This window comes from Pseudomonas sp. NPDC007930 (assembly GCF_042958985.1).
In the GTDB taxonomy this organism is placed as follows: Bacteria; Pseudomonadota; Gammaproteobacteria; order Pseudomonadales; family Pseudomonadaceae; genus Aquipseudomonas.
Window position 1 is genome coordinate 1 of sequence record NZ_JBIBKC010000019.1, and the last position, 21286, is coordinate 21286.

Consider the following 21286-nt stretch of genomic DNA (forward strand, 5'->3'; position numbering starts at 1 on the left):
CCGGCCTCCCACGGGCTCTGTGTTACCTTGTAAATCAAGCACTAACACAAATCTGGTGGGAGGCCGTGGTCCGGCACTCCGGCTGTGCCGGGCGAGGGGCCATTTAAAACGTTGATAATCGCGAGGGTTAGATTTGCTTGCCCCCCAACCCCACCCGCATATCCGCCCCGCTCGGCTGCTGATACACCGCCAGCCCAAACTCGGGCAACACCGCCAGCAGATAATCGAAAATGTCGCTTTGTATCCGCTCGTATTCCGCCCACACCGTGGTGCGGGTGAAGCAGTAGATTTCCAGTGGTACGCCTTGGGCGGTGCTTTCCATCTGCCGCACCATGCAGGTCATGTTTGGCTGAATGTCGGGGTGGCTTTTCAGGTAGGCCAGGGCGTAGGCGCGGAAGGTGCCGAGGTTGGTCATGCGGCGCTGGTTGGCGGCGTTGTCGGCCACTTCGCCCTGGGCCTGGTTCCAGGCGGCGAGCTCGGCCCGCTTGCGCGTGACGTAGTCGCTGAGCAGGCGGATTTCACCCAGGCGGGCGTGTTCGTCGGCGGCCAGAAAACGCACGCCGGTGGCGTCGAGGTACAGGCTGCGCTTGATCCGCCGGCCACCGGATTGCTGCATGCCGCGCCAGTTGCGAAAGCTCTCGCTCATCAACCGCCAGGTGGGGATGGAGACGATGGTTTTGTCGAAGTTCTGCACCTTGACCGTGTGCAGGGTGATGTCGACCACGTCGCCATCGGCGCCCACCTGGGGCATTTCGATCCAGTCGCCGACCCGCAGCATGTCGTTGCTGGTGAGCTGCACTCCGGCCACGAACGACAGCAGGGTGTCTTTGTAGACCAGCAGGATCACCGCCGACATCGCGCCCAGGCCCGACAGCAGCAACAGCGGCGAGCGGTCGATCAGGGTGGCGACGATGATGATCGCGGCGAACACGTACAGCACCATCTTCGCGAGTTGCACGTAGCCCTTGATCGAGCGGGTGCGGGCGTGTTCGGTGCGCGCGTAGATGGCCAGCAGGGCGTTGAGCAGGGCGCTCAGGGCCAGTGCCTGGAACAGGATGGTCACCGCCAGCGCCAGGTTGCCGAGAAAGTGCGCCAGCGCGGTGTTCAGCTCCGGCACCAGCGCCAGGCCGAACTGCACCACCAGTGACGGGACCATTTGCGCCAGGCGGTGGAAGACCTTGGCGTGGCGCAGGTCGTCGACCCAGAGCAATGCCAATTGGTGCGACAGCAGCCGCGCCACCCGCTGCAGCACGTAGCGCATCAGCCGCCCGGCGGCCAGCGCCACCACCAGCAGCACCAGCAGGCCGAGGGTGGATTGCAGCCAGGGGTGGCGGTCCAGGAGGTTCCAGAAATCCTCGATTTGCAGCCAGAGTGCCTGCACGGGTAAGCCTGCCGTAAGGGAAAAGGGCCGGTATTAAACCGCACCGGCCCCGGGGCTTGCCATCGCAGGGCGTTGCCGGATGTTAACCAAGCCTTAGCGGTAGCGTTCCAGCCAGTGCGCGTAGGGCGCGGGCAGCGTCCAGGAAGCCTTGTCGACCCCCAGCTCCTTGGCCGCGTAGTACGCCCAGTGCGGGTCGGCCAGGTGCGCGCGGCCGATCGACACCAGGTCGAGCTGGGCGTTCTTGACCGCTTCCTCGGCCAGTTGCGGGGTGCCGAAGCCCCACGCCGAGGTCACCGCCAGGCCGCTTTCACGGCGCACGCGCTCGGCCACCGGGCCCATGAACGCCGGCCCCCAGGGGATGTTCGTGTCGGGGATGGTAAAGCCCACGCTGACGCTGAGCAGGTCGAGGCCACCGGCCTTGAAGCGCCGCGCCAGCTCGATGGATTCCTCCAGGGTGCGCTCGTCGCGGCCGTCGTATTCGATCACGCCGAAGCGCGCGGTCAATGGCAGGTGGTCTGGCCACACCTCACGCACCGCGGCGAGGGTTTCGAGCAGGAAGCGGCTGCGGTTGTCGAAGCTGCCACCGTAGGCGTCGGTGCGCTGGTTGGAGTGCTCGGAGAAAAAACTCTGCGCCAAGTAGCCGTGGGCAAAGTGCAGCTCGAGCCATTCGAAGCCGGCCTCCAGGGCACGGCGCGCGGCGGCGACGAAGTCCTGGCGAACCCGGGCGATGTCGGCCAGGGTCATTTCCTGTGGCACTTTCGGCAGGTTGGCGCCAAAGGCGATGGGCGAGGGCGCCAGGGTTTGCCAGGCGCCCGGGGCGCCGTCGGCGATGTGGTCGTCACCTTCCCAGGGGCGGTTGGCGCTGGCCTTGCGCCCGGCGTGGGCGATCTGGATGCCTGGCACCGCGCCGGCGGCCTTGATGGCCTGCACGGCGGGCACGAAGGCCTGCGCCTGGGCATCGTTCCAGATGCCCGCGCAGCCGGGGGTGATACGCCCCTCGGGGGCCACCGCGGTGGCCTCGACCACCACCAGCCCGGCGCCACCGCGGGCCATGCTCGCCAGGTGCACGTGGTGCCAGGCGTTCACCATGCCGTCGTCAGCGCTGTACTGGCACATCGGCGGGATGGCGATGCGGTTGCGCAGGGTCACGCCTTTGAGGGTGAAGGGTTCGAACAGTGCGGCCATGGGGGAGCTCCAAAGGGTTGGTTCGTTTGTTCGATAGTATTCGAACTATGGCGATAATGAAAAGCCCTCGGTATCCTGTGACCATGCGTACCTTCAAACATCCCCAGCCCGCGGATTTTTCCCTCGAGCGCCTGCTGTATGCCCTCAGCGACCCGGTGCGGCTGCAGATCGTCCGCTGCCTGGCGGCGGTGCCGGAGGCCTCCTGCGGCGAGCTGGACGGCGGCCGGCCGAAATCCAGCGTGTCCCATCATTTTCGCGTATTGCGCGAGGCCGGGCTGGTGCACACCCGCAGCGTGGGCACCACGCACATGAACTCACTGCGGGCGGAAGACCTCGACGCGCGCTTTCCGGGGCTATTGCAGTCGATTCTGGCGCAGGCCTAGCGCCCTGGCGCGTTCAACGCAGATGCGGCGCCACCCCGGGCAATTGCAGGGCCATCACCATCCCCAGCCCGAACGCCAGCAGCACCAGCGCCGCTACCCACATCCAGCCACCGCGGCGCACCGGCGCTGGCGGCGCGGCGGCGGGTAAGGGCAGGGGCCGCGGGCGTGGCGCCTGGGCGCGGATCCAGGCATCGTGGCGGGCCTTTTTTTCCGGGTCGCTGAGCACCGCATAGGCTTCGTTGATCATCAGCAGGATCTTCGCCGCGCGCTCACTGTTGCCGTGCTTGTCGGGGTGGTACTTCTGCACCAGCGCCTTGTAGGCCGCGCGGATCACCTCCGGCGGGGCGTTGCGGGCGATTTTCAGGTTGTCGTAGTGGGTGCGAACGTCGTGCATCGAAACCGGTCTCTGGGCGGCGGGCCGCCCTTGGGCGCAGGGCGGGCAAGCAGGGTATCGGCCTTGTTACACGTTTCTTTAGAGGCCGCCGGCAGGCTATGCTGGGCCCCTCACAAGGAACCCGCCCGATGCCCGCACCCGCACCTGCCCCCGAGCGCCGCCTGTACCAGGTGACTGCCGACCGCCTGCGCCATTACATTCGCCAGCACGCCATCGAGCCGGGCGCGCGGTTGCCGCCGGAGCGGGACCTGGCGCAGCAGTTGGGGGTGTCGCGGCCGTCGCTGCGCGAGGCGCTGATCGCCCTGGAAATCGAAGGCAGCGTAGAAGTGCGCATGGGCTCGGGCATCTATGTGTGCGAGCGGTTGCTGGTGGCGCGCCCGGCCAACCTCGGCGAAAGCCCCTCGGAACTGATGAAGGCGCGGGCGGTGATCGAAGGCGAGTGCATCGTGCTGGCCTGCCTGCATGCCACCAAGGCCGACCTCAAATACCTGCGCAACTGCATCGACGCCATGCGCGCCGGTGTGGAGCAGGGCATCCCGGCGCTGGACGACGACCGCAAGTTCCATTACCGGCTGGCGCGCATGAGTGGCAATTCGACCCTGGCGCGGATCGTCGGCACGCTCTTCGATGAACGCTACAGCCCGTTGCTGGCGCACATCAGCGAGCATTCGGAAAACCGCGGCACCTGGGCCGAGGCGGTGCAAGAGCACGAGTTGATTTTGCAAGCGCTGGAACAGCGCGACCCGATCGCCGCGCAAACGGCGATGCGCCGGCATATTCAGTTGGCCGAGGGGCGTTGGCTGGATAGCTGACCGCCGGGAGGGCGCCAGGGCACACCCCACAGCCTCACCCCTTCAGCCAACACACCCACACCACCAGGTTCACCAGCAACGACACCAGCGCCAGCGCCCGCCATACCCGCATCGGCTCACGCTCCAGCAATGGCCGGGCGCGGGCCGCGGGTGGCTGGCGTTCGCCCTGTTCGAGTTCGATCAGCGCCTGCTCGGCGGTTTCGAAGCGTAGCGTGGCGTTGGGCTCGACGGCCTTGAGCAACCAGGCCTCGAGCCAGGCCGGGAGGTCTGGGCGGTAGCGCCCGGGCGCGGCCGGCGCGCCGAAGCGCGGGCGCTGGAAGGCTTCGATCTCGCCATGGGGCCAGTGCCCGGTGAGCGCGCGGTAGAGGGTCACGCCGGCGGCGTAGAGGTCATGCTGGGCGGTGGGCACCTCCCCGGTGTAGGCCTGCGGGGCGATGTAGCCAGGGGTGCCCGCCACCTCGCCGGCCGGCGCGGTACTCAGCCCGGGGCAGTAGGCCAGGCCGAAATCCAGCACGCGGTAGTCATCGCCGCCCAGCCACCAGAGGTTTTCCGGCTTGATGTCGCGGTGCACGATGTTGCGCCGGTGCAACTGGCCGAGCGCCTTGAGCAGCGTGCTGGCCAGCCCCAGCCAGGCCGGCAGCGACAGCGGCCCGTCACTGGCCAGGCGCGCGGCCAGGCTGCTACCGGGGTACTCGCGCATGGCGTAGAACAAAAACTGTTTGGCCCCCACCGGGTGCAGTTCAGGGAAGTAACGCCCGGCCACCCGGCGCAGGAACCACGCCTCCAGCAGCAGCGCATGCTGCGCCGCGGCGTCATCGCGCAGCCGGGGCGGTAGGGTTTTCAGCAGCCAGGCCTGGCCTTGGGCATCCTGGGCGCGGTACAGCAGTGCTTGCTGGCTTTCGCCCAGCCGGGCCTGCACGTTGAAGCCTTCCAGCGCCTGCCCGGCCTTGAGCGGCGGCGGCACCGGGGTGTGCTGGCCCTGCTCGAGGGCTTCGCGCAGCGACGCCTCGCCCACCGCGCTCACCTGCAGCACCAAGGCGCTGGCGTTGTCCTGGCTGCCAGCCAGGTGGGCATGGCTGACCAACGCCTCGGCGGCGGCCTGCGGCTCGGGGTAGTCACGCAGGGCGTTGGCGATTTCCTCTTCGCGCAGGCTGGCCCACACGCCATCGCTGAGCAGCACGAAGCCATCGCCGGGGTGCAGTTCGCCTTCGGAAAAATCCACCACCAGGTGTTGGTCCAGGCCCAGCGCACGCTTGAGCACGTGCTGCATGCCGGGTTGGTCCCAAACGTGGTCTTCGGTCAGCCGCTGCAGGTGCCGCTGGCGCCAGCGGTACACCCGGCAGTCACCCACATGCCCAAGGGTGAAGCGTTGGCCGCGCAGCACCAGCGCGCTGAGGGTGGTCAGCAGCGGCTGGCCACCGCCCTGGGCGCGCAGCCAGTGGTTCTGGGCGATCAGCAGGCGCTCCAGCGCCTGCGCCACCGGCCAGGTTTCCGGGGTGCTGTAGTAGTCCAGCGCGAGCGCCTGCAACGAGGCGCGCGCGGCCAGGCCGCCATCGGCGCACTGGCTCACACCATCGGCCAGGGCGAACAGGTAGCCCTTGCTCGCCGCCAGGGGTGCGGCCGGGGTCACCCCACGCAGCGCGTCCTGGTTTTCCGCGCGCGGGCCGGTGGCGCTGGCCTGGCCGAACGCCAGGCTCAGGCCCATTACACCCGCGCCGCGGTCACGGCCGCCGCGCCCCAGGTGGTGCGCCAGCGGCGTTTCACCCCGTGCAAGCCGAACCAGGCGAGCACCGCCAGGCAGGCGAAGGCCCACAGCGCCAAGTGGTAATCACCGGTTTGCTGCTTGATCGCGCCCAGCCCCGACACCAACAGGAAGCCACCCACACCGCCGGCCATGCCGATCAACCCGGTCATCACGCCGATCTCCTGGCGAAAGCGCTGCGGTACCAGTTGGAACACCGCGCCGTTGCCAGCGCCAAGGCCCAGCATGGCGACCACGAACAACGCCAGCGCCGCCAGCGAACTGGGCAGGTTGAAGCCCACCGCGGCGATGCACAGCGCCGCCACCGTGTACATCGCCAGCAGCGCGCGGATGCCGCCGAAGCGGTCGGCCAGGGCGCCGCCGATCGGCCGCATCAGGCTGCCGCCGAACACGCAGGCGGCGGTGTAGTAGCCGGCGGTGACCGGGCTCAGGCCGTACTGGTCATGGAAGTAACCGGGCAGCGCACTGGCCAGGCCCATGAAGCCGCCGAAGGTGATGCTGTAGAAGAACATGAACCACCAGCTGTCTTTGTTGCCCAGCGCCTTGGCGTAGTCGGCCAGGGTTTTCGGCTGTGGCCGGGTGGGGGCATTGCGCGCCAGCAGGGCGAACACCACGAAGGTGATCACCAGCGGGATCAGCGCCCAGCCGAACACGTTGTTCCAGCCAAACGCGGCCGCCAGCGCCGGGGCGAACAGCGCGGCGAACACCGTGCCGCTGTTACCGGCGCCAGCGATGCCCATGGCCTTGCCTTGATGCTCGGCCGGGTACCATTGCGAGGCCAGCGGCAGCGACACCGCGAACGACGCCCCGGCCACCCCCAACGCCACCCCCAGCAGCAGTGCTTGTTCCAGGCTGTGAATACCCAGCTGCCAGCCGGCCAGCAGCGAGAGGATCACGATCGCCTGGCCAATCAGCCCGGCGCGCTTGGGCGAATAACGATCGGCCAGCCAGCCGAGGATCACCCGCAGCACCGCCCCGGCCAGCAGTGGCGTGGCCACCAGCAACGAGCGCTGTTGGGTGGTCAGTTGCAGGTCGGTGGCAATCTGCACCGCCAGCGGGCCGAGAAGGTACCAGACCATGAACGACAGGTCGAAATAGAGAAAGGCGCAGAACAGGGTCGGGGCGTGCCCGGCTTTCCAGAAACTCGTTTGCATCTCAGCACCTCAGCACGTGAGGGCCACGCCGGCGTGGCCAGAAAACAAAAAAGGCGCCTCTCCCGCCCGTGCCGGAGCAAGGGGGGAGCGACGCCTTCGTCGGGGGAGCAGGCCGCCATTGGCCACCTCCCGAATGTGTTGCTGAGTGTTTTGCAAAAGCCGGGCCAATGGTGCCGGGTGGCTCTGGGGCGGGGCTTACAACCCTCGCGGTGGCGCCCCGGCGGGCGCCGCTGCGCCGTGCTGGTGCTCGCCGCGGCCGGCGCGCGCCAGGGCAGCGCACAGGTGCCGCCGGCGCCGGTTGCGGGTATACTCTGCGGCCCGCCCGCACACCTAAAGAGCGTTGCCCCGCCCATGTACAACCTGGCCCGCCAGCTGCTGTTCAAGCTTTCTCCGGAAACCTCCCACGACCTGTCGCTCGACCTGCTCGGCGCCGGCGGCCGCCTGGGCCTCAACGGCCTGCTGGCGAAGGCCCCGGCGCGCGCGCCGGTCACGGTGATGGGCCTGGCGTTCGCCAACCCCGTCGGCCTGGCCGCGGGGCTGGACAAAAACGGCGCGGCCATCGACGGCCTGGCGCAACTGGGCTTTGGTTTCGTCGAAATCGGTACCGTCACCCCACGCCCGCAACCGGGCAACCCCAAGCCACGGTTGTTCCGTTTGCCCGAGGCGAACGCGATCATCAACCGCATGGGCTTCAACAACCTGGGCGTCGACCACTTGCTCGAGCGGGTGCGCGCCGCGCGTTACCGGGGTGTGCTGGGCATCAACATCGGCAAGAACTTCGACACCCCGGTCGAGCGCGCGGTCGACGACTACCTGATCGGCCTGAACAAGGTCTATGAACTGGCCAGCTACATCACCGTGAACGTCAGCTCGCCCAACACGCCGGGCCTGCGCAGCCTGCAGTTCGGCGAGTCGCTGAAGCAATTGCTCGGTGCCCTGGCCGAACGCCGCGAAGCGCTGGCCAGTGAGTATCGCCGCCGCGTGCCGCTGGCGATCAAGATCGCCCCGGACATGACCGACGAAGAAACCGCCGAGGTTGCCGAAGCCCTGCTGCAAAGCGGCATGGACGCGGTGATCGCCACCAACACCACGCTCAGCCGCGAAGGCGTCGAAGGCCTGGCCCATGCCGACGAGGCTGGCGGCCTGTCGGGCGCCCCGGTACGGGAAAAAAGCACCCACACCGTGCGCGTGCTCGCCCAGGCATTGGCTGGCCAGATGCCGATCATCGCCGCCGGCGGCATCACCGAAGGCGCCCATGCCGCCGAGAAAATCGCCGCGGGCGCGAGCCTAGTGCAGATCTACTCCGGTTTCATCTACCGGGGGCCGGCACTGATTCGTGAGTCGGTGGATGCGATCGCGGCAATGAGGTGATACACCGCGCGGCGAAGCGTGGGTAACGGCGAGGGTTGGCGTGGGAAGTTGCGAGAAGGGAAGGGGTTTCAAACCTACCCCGCCGCCCGGACATGGCGGGGTAGGGCAAAAGGTGAATAGTAAAGATGAACTAAAAAGCGCCGTTAGCCGACGGCGTGAAGCTCATTCAGCCGATGAATCCCCGCGGTGCCGGTCATGCCGTCCCATTGGTCGCCGCGCCCCTCGCGCCAGCCGTTGATCCACGCCTGGCGAACGGCCGGAAGGTTGAATGGACAAAGTTCGCGAGATTTTCCGCTGACACCATGTTGGTAGCCTTTGCTGAATGCTCGTTCCATCGGATCACGCTTGAGTCTTCTCATAGGGTGTAGCCCTCGTTGTTGACTGGTATGTCCGGTCGGCCTCCGGGAGGCCGCGCAGCATGATTGCTGCAGGTGATACTGACCCGTTGATCGGGCCTTTTTGCGCACTGGCTAGCGGTGCGCTTGGTTTGGAGTGTCAAACAAAGCTCGCGGCGCAGGGAATGATCGATTTGTCATAACCCCGTCATGTTTAGCATAAAGGGCCATAAGTAAAAGTGTATTTCCGCCCTTGCAAACGCTGAAAAGCATTGGCGCTGGGTGCTGCGATGCCAATGCAAGCCATTCGCTATTGCACAGTGGGCTGTTATATCGCTGTAAAAAACTCGACGAAGGGTCATCACCGGCTCAAGCCCGGCGCCCTTCAGCTGCTTTCGTTACGGAGGCGGCACGGCACTTGATGTGCCACCGTGGCGCTGCGGGAACAGCGCCAGTAACCAGGGCCGGCGTGTGGCGTGCGGCCCGCTAGAGGTGTTTTGGATGTCTGAAGTACACGAACTGTTCCTGACCTGCCCCAAGGGGCTGGAAGGCCTGCTGGCCGAAGAAGCCGCCACGCTGGGCCTGGCCGAAGTGCGCCAGCACACCTCGGCGATCCGCGGTGAAGGCACGCTGGAAACCGCCTACAACCTGTGCCTGTGGTCGCGCCTGGCCAACCGGGTGTTGCTGGTGGTATCGCGCTTTGCGATGAACAACGCCGACGAGCTGTACCAGGGCGTGCACGCGGTCGACTGGGCCGACCACCTGGCGGCCAACGGCACCCTGGCGGTGGAGTTCAGCGGCCATGGTTCGGGCATCGATAACACCCACTTCGGCGCGCTGAAGGTCAAGGACGCCATCGTCGACCGCCTGCGCAACGCCCAGGGCGAACGCCCGAGCATCGACAAGCTCTCGCCAGACCTACGCGTGCACCTGCGCCTGGACCGCGGCCAGGCGATTCTCTCGATCGACCTTTCCGGGCACAGCCTGCACCAGCGCGGCTACCGCCTGCAGCAGGGCGCCGCGCCGCTGAAAGAAAACCTCGCCGCGGCTATTTTGATCCGCGCCGGCTGGCCGGCGATCGCCGCCCAGGGCGGTGCGCTGGCCGACCCGATGTGCGGTGCCGGGACCTTTTTGGTCGAGGCCGCGCTGATGGCCGCCGACATCGCCCCCAACCTCAAGCGCGAGCACTGGGGCTTCAGCGCCTGGCTGGGCCATGTGCCGGCGCTGTGGCGCAAGCTCCACGACGCCGCCCAGGCCCGCGCCGAGGCCGGCCTGGCGCGGCCGCCGCTGTGGATTCGCGGCTACGAAGCCGACCCGCGGCTGATCCAGCCCGCGCGCAACAACATCGAGCGCGCCGGCGTCAGCAGCTGGGTGAAGCTGTACCAGGGCGAAGTGGCCACCTTCGAGCCGCGCCCGGACCAGAACCAGACCGGCCTGGTGGTCTGCAACCCGCCCTATGGCGAACGCCTGGGTGATGAAGCCAGCCTGCTGTACCTCTACCAGAACCTCGGCGAGCGCCTGCGCCAGGCCTGCCTGAACTGGCAGGCCGCGGTGTTCACCGGCGCGCCGGAACTGGGCAAGCGCATGGGTATCCGCAGCCACAAGCAGTACGCCTTCTGGAACGGCGCGCTGGCCTGCAAGCTGCTATTGATCGACGTGGTGCCGGCGCAGTTCGTCACCGGCCCGCGCACTGAGCGCCCGGCCGCGGGCGCCGCCCCGGCCGCCGTTGAAGCGGGCACCCCGGCCCCGGCCGCCGCGCCGGCGCTGGAAGCGCGCCTGAGCGAAGGCGGGCAGATGTTCTGCAACCGCCTGCAAAAAAACCACCGGCAACTGAGCAAGTGGGCCCGCCGCGAGAACGTGGAATGCTACCGGGTGTACGACGCCGACATGCCCGAGTACGCGGTGGCGGTCGACCTCTACCGCGACTGGGTGCACGTGCAGGAGTACGCCCCGCCGCGCAGCATCGACCCGCAAAAGGCCCAGGCGCGCCTGCTCGATGCCCTGGCGGCGATCCCCCAGGCCCTCGGCGTTGACCCGCGCCAGGTGGTGGTCAAGCGCCGTGAGCGCCAGGCTGGCAGCCGCCAGTACGAGCGCCAGGGCGCCGAGGGGCGCTTCATGGAGGTGAGCGAAGGCGGTGTGCGGTTGCTGGTGAACCTCACCGATTACCTCGACACCGGGCTGTTCCTCGACCACCGGCCGATGCGCCTGCGCCTGCAGAAGGAAGCCGCCGGCAAGCGCTTCCTCAACCTGTTCTGCTACACCGGCACCGCCACCGTGCACGCGGCCAAGGGCGGCGCGCGCAGCAGCACCAGCGTTGACCTGTCGCGCACCTACCTGGATTGGGCGCGGCGCAACCTGTCGCTCAATGGTTATTCCGACAAGCACCGCCTCGAGCAGGGCGACGTGATGGCCTGGCTTGAAGCCTGCCGTGACGAATTCGATGTGATCTTCATCGACCCGCCGACCTTCTCGAATTCCAAGCGCATGGAAGGGGTGTTCGACGTGCAGCGCGACCACGTGCAACTGATCGACCTGGCGATGGCGCGCCTGGCGCCGGGCGGCACCTTGTATTTCTCCAACAATTTCAGGCGCTTCGCCCTGGATGAGCCGTTGCAGCAGCGCTACCAGGTGGAGGAGATCAGCGCCGCTACCCGCGCGCCGGACTTCGCCCGCAACGAGAAGATCCACCGCGCCTGGTGCATCAAGGCCCGCTAAAACCCGCCGGCGTACTGGCCTTTTGTCCGAGGCCAGGCACGCCGGGCTTTTCAAGCTAATGGCGAATGGCTATAACCGTGCTGTGGCCAGGCTGATCCATTGTGCGCTGGCGTTGGGCGGGAAACGCATATGGAGACCGTGGCGCGGCCAAAAATTCTCGGCCTGATCAGTGAGGGGGCTTCCGCCTGGCTGGTCGCTTGCGTGGGCCTGGCCTGCGGCGCCCTGCTGACCATCGCCCTGGCCCTGGGCCTGGAGCGCCTAGCCCGCGAGCAGATGGCCCAGCGCTTCGAACTGCTCGCCGGCGAGCGTTTCAGCCGCTTGGCCGAGCGCTTCGCCGACCAGGCCCAGCGCCTGGACGGCCTGCGCCGTTACTTCACCTATTCGCAAAACATCAGCCGCGCCGAATTCAATGGTTATGCCGGGCCCCTGCTGGTGCGCTCGCAATCCTTTGGCTGGCTGCCCCACGTGCTGGGCAGCGAGCGCGAGGCGTTCGAGCGCGAGGCCCAGGCCGACGGCGTGCCGGGCTATACCATTCGCGATCTGGCCAATGGCACCCTGGCCAGCGCCGCGCCGCGGCCAGAGTATTACCCGGTGTTGTTCATCCGCAGCCTGGGGCACCTGCAACTGCCGCTGGGCTTCGACCATTACGCCGACGGCACCCGCGGCGCGGCCATGCGCAAGGCGGTGGCCAGCGCCGAGGTGGCCGCCACCGCGCCGCTCGACCTGATCGGCATCGACACCACCTACCGCCGCGGCGTGGTGCTGTACGCGCCGCTGTATGGCCATGGCGCCCTCACGGGCAACCCTGGGCAGGTGCCGCTGGGGTTCGTCACCTGTGCGATCAGCATCCGCCAGATGATGGTCGACGGCTTTCCGCCGGCCGACGAAGACAACCTGCGCATGGCCCTGCGCGACATCACCGACCCGGCCGCGCCGCTGCCGTTGCATGGCAGTTGGGAAGCCCCCGGCGCGCTGGCCGAGCAACACACCCTGCGCCTGGCCGACCGGGTGTATGAGCTGGCGCTGCTGCCCAGCCCGGCGTTCCTGCGGGCCAACCGTTCTTCGGTGTACACCCTGGTCGGCGCGCTGGGCGGCCTGCTCAGCCTGTTGCTGGCCGGGTTGCTCTACAGCCTGGTCAGCCAGCGCCAGCGCGCCCTGCACCTGGTGGCGCGGCGCACCCTGGAACTGAGCACCAGCGAGCAGCGCCTGCGCAACACCCATGGGCAATTGCGCAGCGTGCTGGATGCCGCCACCGAGGTGGCGATCATCGCCACCGACCTGAACGGGGTGATCACCACCTTCAACGCCGGCGCCGAACGCATGCTCGGTTACCGTAGCGAGCAGGCGATCAACCGCCTGAACCTGGCCGACCTGCACGTGCACCATGAGCTGCGCGAGCGCGTGCGGCAGTGGGCCCAGCATGGCGAGGTGATCGCCCCTGGCCGGGCGATGCTGGTCGAGAGCCTGCGCGGTGAGCCGCCCCAGGCCCAGCAGTGGAGCCTGGTGCGGCGCAACGGCAGCCGGCTGACGGTGAATATGCTGGTCACCGCCGTGCGCGACGAGGCCGGCCAGGCGGTCGGGCACCTGGCGGTGTGCATCGACGTGACCGAAAGCCGCCGCGTGCACGAGGCGCTGGCGGCGCGCGACCGGCTGCTGGAAAAACTCAGCGCCGAGGTGCCGGGGGGGATTTTCCAGTTCCGCCTCAGCCGTGACGGGCGCACCGCGTTCACCTATGTGAGCCGCGGCATGCTCGACATCTACGAAGTGCCGCTGGAGCAACTGCAGGGCGATGCCGCGCCCACCTATGCGCGCATTCACCCCGACGACTTCGACGCCGTGCGGGGTTCGATCCAGGCCTCGGCCGAGCAACTGCAGCGCTGGCGCATGGAATACCGGGTGTGCCTGCCCAGCCAGGGCCTGCGCTGGGTGCGCGGCGAGGCCACGCCCGAGGCGGTGGAGGATGGCGCCACGGTCTGGCATGGCTACCTCAGTGACATCACCGACATGAAGCGCGTCGAGGAGGAGTTGCGCGCGCTGTCGATCACCGATGCGCTGACCGGCATCTACAACCGCCGTTACTTCCAGGAGCGGCTCAAGTCCGAGCTAGACCGCGCGGCCCGCGATGGCCTGGCGCTGGCGGTGATCATGCTCGACATCGACCACTTCAAGCGGATCAACGACCAGCTCGGCCACGCCATGGGCGATAAAGTGCTGCAGGTGCTGTGCCGGCGCATCGGCCAGCGCCTGCGCCGCACCGATGTGTTCTGCCGGCTGGGTGGGGAGGAGTTCATGGTGCTGTGCCCCGGCAGCGACGCCCGCCAGGCCACGCGCCTGGCCGAAGAGCTGCGCCAGGCGCTGCATGAGCAGCCGGTCGATGGCCTCGGGATTGTCACCGCCAGCTTTGGCGTGGCCGCCTGGCGCCCGGGGGAGGGCGCCGACGCGTTGCTGCTGCGAGCGGATTCCGGGGTGTACGCGGCCAAGCAAGGCGGGCGCGATCGGGTGCAGGAGGAGTTGGACTAAAGGGCCCTGCACTCAGCGATGGGTTGCCATCCAGATCAACACCCCCGCCTGAAACACCGAAAACGCCACCAGGCAGACGATGGTAAAGCGCAGGCTGCCGTCTTCGCGGCGGAATTTGGCGATCTGCTCGTCACGCTTGCGCAGCTTGATCTCGGCGTCCTGCAATTGGTGGTCAGCGACTTGCAGCATGTTCGCCGCGTCGAGCAGGTCTACCGCCTGCACCTTCTCCGGGTTCCACTGCGGCAACAGCATGCTCACCCGCAACTCGCCGTAGCGGCCCTTGAGGTGCTGCGGGTCTTCGTACATCACATCGAAGCCGTGCATGCGCAGCACGTGGTCGCGGCGCAGGCGGGTGTCTTCGACGATGGCATCGCGGTTCGGCAGTTCGGCGCCCTCGATGCGGTACGCCGGCCAGCGCGCGTTCAGCCAGGCCGCGGCCTGAGCCAGCAAAAAGCGCCCCAGGCCGCGGTTGATCGGTTCCATGCTGAGGGTGGCCGGCTCGCTGAAAACCACCTGCTGCACGTGGTCGACCCACACGTCGAGGCGGTTCTGTTCCTTGCGCACGCGCTGGCCGACCAGTTGGATTTCCAGCCGCAGCAGGCTTAGCAGCGGGTTGTGCCGTTCAACCCGGCCGAACTGCACAAAGCGCAGCGGCCGTGGGCCGCTGGCGCGGTCGGTGGGCAGCGGCAGCAGGCGCAGCAACTGGAAGTGTTCCGGCACCACGTCACCCCAGGGCAGGTCGCGGGCGGGGGCCTCCTCGGCGGCGGGGGCTTGTTCAACAGGGGTATCGGTCATCGGGGCGTCCTCATCACTGGAGGATGTATCGGCCACCGTTACAAAAGCTGAAGTCACAACCCCTGGATGAACGCCACCAGCGCCGGCGCCAGCGCGGCCGCCAGTGGCAGGCCGGGCGCGTTGTAAGAGGCCAACTGGGCTTTTACCTCCATCGGCACGATGCGCAGCACGTGGTTCATGCCCGGCACCATCAGCACCTGGGCATCCGGCTTGGCCGCGGCCAGGGCGCGGGCGTCTTCAAGGCTTACCTGGATGTCGTGCTCACCTTGCACCACCAACGCTGGCACCTTGAGGGCGGCGAAGGCGCGGGCCGGGTCCTGGCGAAACAGTGACATCAAGTACGGCTGCACGCTGGGGCGGAACACCACCTGCAGCGGCTCGGGCACCTCGGGCGCGGGGATGCCGGCCTTGAGCGCGGCGATGATCTCCAGGCTGCGCGCCAGCAGCGGTGGCGGCAGGCGCTGGCGCAGTTGCTCGGCCAGCACCTGGTCGATCGGCCGGCCGCTGCCGGCCAGGGTGATCACCGCGCGGGCCTGGGCCTCGGGGGCGGCGAGGCTGGCGATCAATGCGCCTTCGCTATGGCCAAGCAGGATCAGCGGGCCAAAGCGCGGGTCTTGCCGCAGTTGCCGGGCCCAGGCCACGGCATCGGCCACATAGCCCTCTACGCTGAGGGCGCGTTCGTCCGGCGCCAACGGCTGGCCGCTGGCGACCCCGCGTTTGTCGTAACGCACGCTGGCGATGCCCTGGCGGGCCAGGGCCCAGGCCAGGCGCTTGAGGCTGTCGGTGCGGCCGCCGTCGGGGTTGTTGCCGTCGCGGTCGGTGGCGCCGGAGCCGGCCAGCATCAGCACCACCGGTACCGGCTGGCCGGTTTGCGGCAGCAATAGCGTGCCGTGCAGCGCGCCGCCGGGCACGGCGAGGTCGATCGGGTGTTGCAGCACGGGGGTGGGGGCTGCCTGGGCGGAGGCGGCCAGGCACAACAGCAGGTAAACGAAGAGGCGTAACATCATTGGGCCACATCAGCGAGGTAGCGGTTGGACCGGGCCGGTGCGGGGAAGGTTCGCCACCGGGCAACAATCTGTATACTAACCGGCCGTTTTACCCAGGCAGACTGATTTCGCGGAGCGCTCATGTCCGGCAATACTTTTGGCAAGCTGTTCACCGTTACCACCGCCGGCGAAAGCCATGGCCCGGCCCTGGTCGCCATCGTGGACGGCTGCCCGCCGGGCCTTGAGCTGTCGGCCCTCGACCTGCAGCACGACCTCGACCGGCGCAAGCCCGGCACCAGCCGGCACACCACCCAGCGCCAGGAGGCCGACGAAGTCGAAATCCTCTCTGGCGTGTTCGAAGGCCGCACCACCGGCACCTCGATCGGCCTGTTGATTCGCAACACCGACCAGAAGTCCAAGGACTACTCGGCGATCAAAGACCTGTTCCGCCCGGCCCACGCCGACTACACCTACCACCACAAGTACGGTGTGCGCGACTACCGCGGCGGCGGCCGCAGCTCCGCGCGGGAAACCGCCATGCGCGTGGCCGCCGGCGCCATCGCGAAAAAATACCTGGCCAGCCTGGGCATCCAGGTGCGCGGCTACATGAGCCAGCTCGGGCCGATCGAAATCCCCTTCAAAACCTGGGAATCGGTCGAGCAAAACGCCTTCTTCAGCCCAGACCCAAGCAAAGTGCCAGAGCTTGAGGCCTACATGGACCAACTGCGCCGCGACCAGGATTCGGTCGGGGCGAAGATCACCGTGGTCGCCGAAGGGGTGATGCCGGGCCTTGGCGAGCCGATCTTCGACCGCCTGGACGCCGACCTCGCCCACGCGCTGATGAGCATCAACGCGGTCAAGGGCGTTGAAATCGGCGCCGGCTTCGCCAGCATCGCCCAGCGCGGCAGCGAGCACCGCGACGCCCTTACCCCCGAAGGCTTCACCAGCAACAATGCCGGTGGCATCCTCGGCGGTATTTCCTCCGGCCAGCCGATCGTCGCCCACCTGGCGCTCAAGCCCACCTCGAGCATCACCGTGCCGGGGCCGAGCATCGACCTGCACGGCAACCCGGTGGAAGTGATCACCAAGGGCCGCCATGACCCTTGCGTGGGCATCCGCGCCACGCCCATCGCCGAAGCGATGATGGCCATCGTGTTGCTCGACCACCTGCTGCGCCACCGCGGCCAGAACGCTGGCGTGCAGGTGGCTACCCCCGTACTGGGCCAGCGTTGAGCAGCGTGCCGCCCACCGGCCCGGCCGGTGTGGCGGTGCCTTACTGGCGGCTTTCGGGCTTTTACTTCTTCTATTTCGGCCTGCTCGGCGCCACCGCGCCGTACCTGGCCGCCTGGTTCGCCTACTTGGGTTTCGCCAGCGCGCGCATCGGCGAACTGGTGGCCATTCCCATGCTGATGCGCTGCGTGGCGCCGCACCTGTGGGGCTGGCTGGCCGACCGCAGCGGCCGCCGCCTGGCCATCGTGCGCCTGGGCGCGGCCTCTACCCTGTGCGCGTTCTCGCTGGTGTTCGCCAGCCACAGCTATGCCTGGCTGGCGCTGGTGATGGCCTTGCACGCGTTCTTCTGGCACGCGGTGTTGCCGCAGTTCGAGGCCATCACCCTGGCCCACCTGCGAGAGGCGCCGGAGCGCTACGGGCAGGTGCGGCTGTGGGGCTCGGTGGGGTTCATCGCCGCGGTGGTGCTGATGGGCCGGGCCTTCGAGGCGGCGGGGCTGAGCGCCTACCCCTACACGGTGCTGGTGATCATGGCCGGTATTCTCCTGGCCAGCCTGTGGGTGCCGGTGCCGCCGTGCTCACCCGCGAAAGCCAGCGCCAGCGCCGAGGGCTTCTGGCCGCGGCTGCGGCAGCGGCCGGTGCTGGCCTTTTATGGCTGCGTGGCGTTGATGCAACTGAGCCACGGGCCTTACTACACCTTCTTCACCATTCACCTCGAGCACCTGGGCTACAGCCGCGCCGGCATTGGCCTGTTGTGGGCACTGGGGGTGGTGGCCGAGGTGCTGATGTTCATGGCCATGCGGCGCATCCTCGGCCGCTGGCCGGTGCAACAGGTGCTGGCCGCCAGCTTCGCCCTGGCGGCGCTGCGCTGGGCCCTGCTGGGCGGCTTCGCCCAGGCCTGGCCGGTGCTGCTGCTGGCGCAGGTGCTGCACGCGGCGACCTTTGGTAGCTTTCACGCCGCGGCCATTCACTTCGTCCAGCAACGCTTCGGCGCCGCCCGCCAAGGCCAAGGCCAGGCATTGTACGCGGCCCTGAGCGGTGCCGGTGGGGCGCTGGGCGCGCTGTATGCCGGTTACGCCTGGGGCAGCCTGGGCGCGCTGGCCACCTTCGCCCTCGCCAGCGTGGCGGCCGGCGCCGCGGCGGTTATCATCGCTACCCAGATGCACACACCGCCGGCGCCGCCGCCGGCCACCGTTGACTGACCTGCCCGAGGCCCCGATGAGCGTGCTCAGCGTTTACCCCGAGAACTCCCCCGAACTGCCGAACAAGGTGCTTGGCCACCTTGAAGACATCCTCGCCACCCTGCCGGGCAGCGTGCGCCTGGAGCAGTCACCGGGCCAACGCCTGGCCCGTGGCGCCAGCGCCGACGAGGTGCTGGCCGCCTGTGCCGGGCACTTGCCAAGTGGCGCGCGGGTGCTGGCTGCCGAGCAGCTGGCGGCCTGGGCCGAGGCGCAGCAGTTTGCCGTGCAGCAGCAGCTTTACGTGGCCGCCGGCGAGGGGGTGGTGTGGGTGCGCCACGATGGCTACCACTACGCACTGGCCTGTGGGCGGGGCGATAAGGTCAGCCTGGCGCCGGGCACCGTGCACTGGCTGGAGGCCGATGAACCGCGGGAGTGGGTGGTGCTGTGGGCGGGCGCGCCGCTCTAGCGCGCACAACTGGAAACAGCCCAGCAGGGGTTAACCTGTGGGCTGGCCAGGGCAGGCACGGGGAAGTGCAAAGGTCACGCGAGAGGCTATACAGCGCTGCGCCAGGGCTTACGCCGAGTGGTAGGTGGGCAGCGCGAAACGGTTCTGGCTTTGCAGCAGGTGGATGTCAGGCAGTTGGCTGGCCTCGCCGGCAAGGTCGCGGCGGATGGCGCTGATCACCCACGACAACTGCTCTGGGGTATTGAGCTGCGCATAAGAGATCGAGCGGCGGGTGACTTTCCCGGTAGCGTCTTTCAGGGTCAGCAGCACAGCGCCGTCAGGGCGGGGCAGGGCGTTGACTTCGTATTCGGAAAAGAGGCTGGCGAATTTTTCTTGCAGGAAATTCATGTCGGCTCCTCAACATGTGCTTGGCAGATACACAAGTGAGGTTGCAGCGACCGTGCCATCTTTTTGGTTTTTGTAAAACCGTTATAAATCAGATGGTTAGCGTTTTGTCTCGGTTAAGGGCTTCGTGCAAATTGCAAGATGCACGGTGGCAGGGTGTGCAAATTGCCGGAATTGAACGCGCGTTCAGGGAAACCCTCTTAACCTCTGACCACTGCCCGGCGATAAATTCCTTCGCGGCCAGCGATAGGCACCGTTCATTTGACCAGTGGTCAACCCTTGGTAACCTCTGGAACCCCCGCCTTTAGCGCCTGATAAGGACATACCCGATGGCCGACCAACCCACCCCGATGACCGCCGCCGAAACCGCCGAGTTCGCCCAGCAGGTGCTGGACGTCGCCCGCAAGGGCGACGCCGCCATGCTGCAACGGCTGCTGGAAAAAGGCCTGCCGGCCAACCTGCGCGACCACAAGGGCGACACCCTTCTGATGCTCGCCAGCTACCACGGCCATGCCGCCGCGACCGAAGTGCTGCTGGCTCACGGTGCAGACCCAGCCCTGGCCAACGACCGCGGCCAATTGCCGATCGCCGGCGCCGCGTTCAAGGGCGACCTGGCGGTGATCAAGGCGCTGGTCGAAGGTGGCGCGCCCGTCGATGGCGCCGGCGCCGACGGCCGTACCGCGCTGATGATGGCAGCGATGTTCAACCGGGTTGACATCGTCAGCTACCTGCTCGAGCAGGGCGCCGACCTGCGCGCGCGGGATGCCCAAGGCATCGACGCGCTGGGCGCGGCACGGGCGATGGGGGCCCAACAGGCCGAGGCGCAGTTGCTCGAATTGCTGGCTCACTAGGGTGCCGTTTGTCGGCCCGTAGCGCAGCGGCCAACCCACCGCTATGGTGGGAGTGCCTTCGCCGAACTTTTGGCGCTGTTACCTTGGCGCGCTACGCCAAGGGTGTAATCGGTTTCACACTGCCTGAAAACGATAGCGCCAAAAAACCGCTTGATCGCCGTGTTTTCCCCGTGGTTTGCCGCCGATAAATGGCCGTGCTGGCACATTGATTCTGTAGCGTCTCGCTGACATATTCGCGCCATCCCCACCCCAGCCGATGTGTGCGACATGCTCAAGTATCTTCTGGCGGCCTGTGTGCTGCTGAGCGGGTGCAATGGAGTGCCAACCGCGTTTATCAAGGACAACCCAGCCTACGACGAAGCCTTCGTCGTCCATTCCGGCGGCCCTTTGCCCCTGCTGTTGATGGGCAGCGCCGTGCAGTGGAACGAAGACTACGCCGTGACCGTCAAGCACGTGCCGTATCTGGACGGCGCGGTGTACCAGGGGCGGGGCGATGTGCAGTTCTTCAAGCACAAGGCCAGTATGCCGTTGCCGGTGTGGCGCCAGTACAGCACCGGTGAAACCCTCACCGCGGTGGGCTTCAGCAGCCTGTACGTGCCGGTGAAGGGCCAGGGCCATGCGCTGGCGGCGCTGGTGCGGCTCGATGCCCAGGATGGGGTGTTCTATGCCACCCATGACGGCCCTACCGCCAAGGGCATGAGCGGTGGGCCGGTGTTCGGCGACGATGGCGACGTGGTCGGCATCAATGTGGCCTACCTGACCGAAAGCGACCTGGCGCAACTCAAGCGCCAGGACCTCGCCCACCAGCCGCGGGTGAGCATCTTCATGCCCTACAACGAAATCGCCAAGGAATGGCGGCGCTTCCAGGCCTCGCAGGTGGCCCAGCGCTAGGGCTGCCTACTGCACCTGCTCGACCCAGTCACCGAGGTTGTAGTAGTTGGTGATCCGCGCCACCTTGCCGGCCTTGACCAGAAAAAACGCCCCGGCCGGCAGCACGTAGGTTTGCCCGCTGGCGGGGGGCAGGCCTTCGTCGCTGTTCAGGTACTGCCCATGCACCACGAACTCGGCGGCGGCGCGCTCGCCGTTGGCCATGATCACGATGTCGGTCAGGCGCTCGCGGTAGCAGCGGTTCATGTGCTGCATGAAGGTGGTGAAGGCGGCCTTGCCTTGCTGGCGTTGGCCTTGGTTGATGTCGTGCACCACATCGTCGCTGAGCAGGGCGAGAAAGGCGTCCATGTCGCCCTCGTTGAAGGCCTTGTAGTAGGCGGCGATGACCTCGGTCGTGCTCATGGGGGCTCCTGTCGTAGAGGGAACAAACGGATACAACCAACTATGCTAGTGTGATTATCCCGTTGCGGCATACCTGGCCGCGCCGCCCATTTGC

At 67.5% G+C, this 21286-nt stretch carries 20 protein-coding genes; 10 read left to right on the forward strand and 10 right to left on the reverse strand.

What is annotated here, in order from left to right; translation table 11 throughout:
• Positions 1 to 127 precede the first annotated feature (127 nt).
• Complete coding sequence (locus ACFZCE_RS23995) at positions 128 to 1381, reverse strand: mechanosensitive ion channel domain-containing protein (RefSeq protein ID WP_390943037.1); 1254 nt, start codon at positions 1379 to 1381, stop codon at positions 128 to 130.
• 93 nt (positions 1382 to 1474) lie between these two features.
• Positions 1475 to 2566: an NADH:flavin oxidoreductase/NADH oxidase gene (locus ACFZCE_RS24000; RefSeq protein WP_390943038.1), complete on the reverse strand. Its 1092-nt coding sequence runs from the start codon at positions 2564 to 2566 to the stop codon at positions 1475 to 1477.
• Between the two features lie 83 nt (positions 2567 to 2649).
• Between ACFZCE_RS24000 and ACFZCE_RS24005 the strand changes: the two genes are divergently transcribed.
• The gene (locus ACFZCE_RS24005; RefSeq protein ID WP_390943039.1) at positions 2650 to 2949 is read left to right on the forward strand and encodes a helix-turn-helix domain-containing protein; all 300 of its coding nucleotides are present in this window, start codon (positions 2650 to 2652) and stop codon (positions 2947 to 2949) included.
• A 13-nt stretch (positions 2950 to 2962) separates the two neighbouring features.
• Here ACFZCE_RS24005 and ACFZCE_RS24010 read toward each other — a convergent pair whose 3' ends face one another.
• Entirely contained in the window at positions 2963 to 3343 is a 381-nt protein-coding gene (locus ACFZCE_RS24010; RefSeq protein ID WP_390943040.1) for a DnaJ domain-containing protein, read from the reverse strand.
• Positions 3344 to 3471: 128 nt separating this feature from the next.
• On the opposite strand from ACFZCE_RS24010, the gene ACFZCE_RS24015 reads away from it, so the two are divergent.
• The gene (locus ACFZCE_RS24015; protein WP_390943041.1) at positions 3472 to 4155 is read left to right on the forward strand and encodes an FCD domain-containing protein; all 684 of its coding nucleotides are present in this window, start codon (positions 3472 to 3474) and stop codon (positions 4153 to 4155) included.
• A gap of 34 nt (positions 4156 to 4189) precedes the next feature.
• On the opposite strand, the gene ACFZCE_RS24020 is transcribed toward ACFZCE_RS24015, so the two are convergent.
• Positions 4190 to 5860, reverse strand: coding sequence for a protein phosphatase 2C domain-containing protein (locus tag ACFZCE_RS24020; RefSeq protein WP_390943042.1), 1671 nt, complete (start codon positions 5858 to 5860; stop codon positions 4190 to 4192).
• Positions 5860 to 7071, reverse strand: coding sequence for an MFS transporter (locus tag ACFZCE_RS24025; protein WP_390943043.1), 1212 nt, complete (start codon positions 7069 to 7071; stop codon positions 5860 to 5862). The genes ACFZCE_RS24020 and ACFZCE_RS24025 overlap by 1 nt, the downstream gene beginning before the upstream one ends.
• A 351-nt stretch (positions 7072 to 7422) precedes the next feature.
• Here ACFZCE_RS24025 and ACFZCE_RS24030 point away from each other — a divergent pair, with 351 nt between their 5' ends.
• Positions 7423 to 8442, forward strand: coding sequence for a quinone-dependent dihydroorotate dehydrogenase (locus ACFZCE_RS24030; protein ID WP_390943044.1), 1020 nt, complete (start codon positions 7423 to 7425; stop codon positions 8440 to 8442).
• A 143-nt stretch (positions 8443 to 8585) separates the two neighbouring features.
• Here the strand turns inward: ACFZCE_RS24030 and rmf are convergent, their stop codons facing one another.
• Entirely contained in the window at positions 8586 to 8801 is a 216-nt protein-coding gene (rmf, locus tag ACFZCE_RS24035) for a ribosome modulation factor (RefSeq protein WP_390943045.1), read from the reverse strand.
• A 477-nt stretch (positions 8802 to 9278) separates the two neighbouring features.
• Between rmf and rlmKL the strand changes: the two genes are divergently transcribed.
• Positions 9279 to 11492: a bifunctional 23S rRNA (guanine(2069)-N(7))-methyltransferase RlmK/23S rRNA (guanine(2445)-N(2))-methyltransferase RlmL gene (gene rlmKL, locus ACFZCE_RS24040; protein ID WP_390943046.1), complete on the forward strand. Its 2214-nt coding sequence runs from the start codon at positions 9279 to 9281 to the stop codon at positions 11490 to 11492.
• A gap of 129 nt (positions 11493 to 11621) precedes the next feature.
• Entirely contained in the window at positions 11622 to 14012 is a 2391-nt protein-coding gene (locus ACFZCE_RS24045; RefSeq protein ID WP_390943047.1) for a diguanylate cyclase, read from the forward strand.
• Positions 14013 to 14024: 12 nt separating this feature from the next.
• Here ACFZCE_RS24045 and ACFZCE_RS24050 read toward each other — a convergent pair whose 3' ends face one another.
• Together ACFZCE_RS24050 and ACFZCE_RS24055 are read right to left on the reverse strand one after the other, a co-directional pair.
• Positions 14025 to 14807 (reverse strand): hypothetical protein, encoded by a 783-nt coding sequence (locus tag ACFZCE_RS24050; protein ID WP_390943048.1) that lies wholly within the window; start codon positions 14805 to 14807, stop codon positions 14025 to 14027.
• 53 nt (positions 14808 to 14860) lie between these two features.
• Complete coding sequence (locus ACFZCE_RS24055) at positions 14861 to 15814, reverse strand: alpha/beta fold hydrolase (protein WP_390943049.1); 954 nt, start codon at positions 15812 to 15814, stop codon at positions 14861 to 14863.
• 120 nt (positions 15815 to 15934) lie between these two features.
• Here ACFZCE_RS24055 and aroC point away from each other — a divergent pair, with 120 nt between their 5' ends.
• Genes aroC through ACFZCE_RS24070 form a run of 3 tightly spaced genes read left to right on the forward strand, consistent with a single transcriptional unit; the run spans position 15935 to position 18667 of the window.
• Positions 15935 to 17026 (forward strand): chorismate synthase, encoded by a 1092-nt coding sequence (aroC, locus tag ACFZCE_RS24060; RefSeq protein ID WP_390943050.1) that lies wholly within the window; start codon positions 15935 to 15937, stop codon positions 17024 to 17026.
• Positions 17023 to 18222 carry an MFS transporter gene (locus tag ACFZCE_RS24065; protein WP_390943051.1) on the forward strand — a complete coding sequence of 400 codons (1200 nt, stop codon included), beginning with the start codon at positions 17023 to 17025 and terminating at the stop codon, positions 18220 to 18222. The genes aroC and ACFZCE_RS24065 overlap by 4 nt, the downstream gene beginning before the upstream one ends.
• A 16-nt stretch (positions 18223 to 18238) precedes the next feature.
• Positions 18239 to 18667 carry a hypothetical protein gene (locus ACFZCE_RS24070; protein WP_390943052.1) on the forward strand — a complete coding sequence of 143 codons (429 nt, stop codon included), beginning with the start codon at positions 18239 to 18241 and terminating at the stop codon, positions 18665 to 18667.
• Between the two features lie 108 nt (positions 18668 to 18775).
• On the opposite strand, the gene ACFZCE_RS24075 is transcribed toward ACFZCE_RS24070, so the two are convergent.
• Positions 18776 to 19054 carry a DUF3509 domain-containing protein gene (locus ACFZCE_RS24075; protein ID WP_390943053.1) on the reverse strand — a complete coding sequence of 93 codons (279 nt, stop codon included), beginning with the start codon at positions 19052 to 19054 and terminating at the stop codon, positions 18776 to 18778.
• Between the two features lie 326 nt (positions 19055 to 19380).
• On the opposite strand from ACFZCE_RS24075, the gene ACFZCE_RS24080 reads away from it, so the two are divergent.
• Together ACFZCE_RS24080 and ACFZCE_RS24085 are read left to right on the forward strand one after the other, a co-directional pair.
• On the forward strand, positions 19381 to 19902 hold the full coding sequence (locus ACFZCE_RS24080; RefSeq protein WP_390943054.1) for an ankyrin repeat domain-containing protein: 522 nt from the start codon (positions 19381 to 19383) through the stop codon (positions 19900 to 19902).
• A 267-nt stretch (positions 19903 to 20169) separates the two neighbouring features.
• Positions 20170 to 20793 carry a trypsin-like peptidase domain-containing protein gene (locus ACFZCE_RS24085; RefSeq protein WP_390943055.1) on the forward strand — a complete coding sequence of 208 codons (624 nt, stop codon included), beginning with the start codon at positions 20170 to 20172 and terminating at the stop codon, positions 20791 to 20793.
• Positions 20794 to 20799: 6 nt separating this feature from the next.
• On the opposite strand, the gene ACFZCE_RS24090 is transcribed toward ACFZCE_RS24085, so the two are convergent.
• Positions 20800 to 21192 carry a ketosteroid isomerase-related protein gene (locus tag ACFZCE_RS24090; protein WP_390943056.1) on the reverse strand — a complete coding sequence of 131 codons (393 nt, stop codon included), beginning with the start codon at positions 21190 to 21192 and terminating at the stop codon, positions 20800 to 20802.
• Between the last annotated feature and the right edge of the window lie 94 nt (positions 21193 to 21286).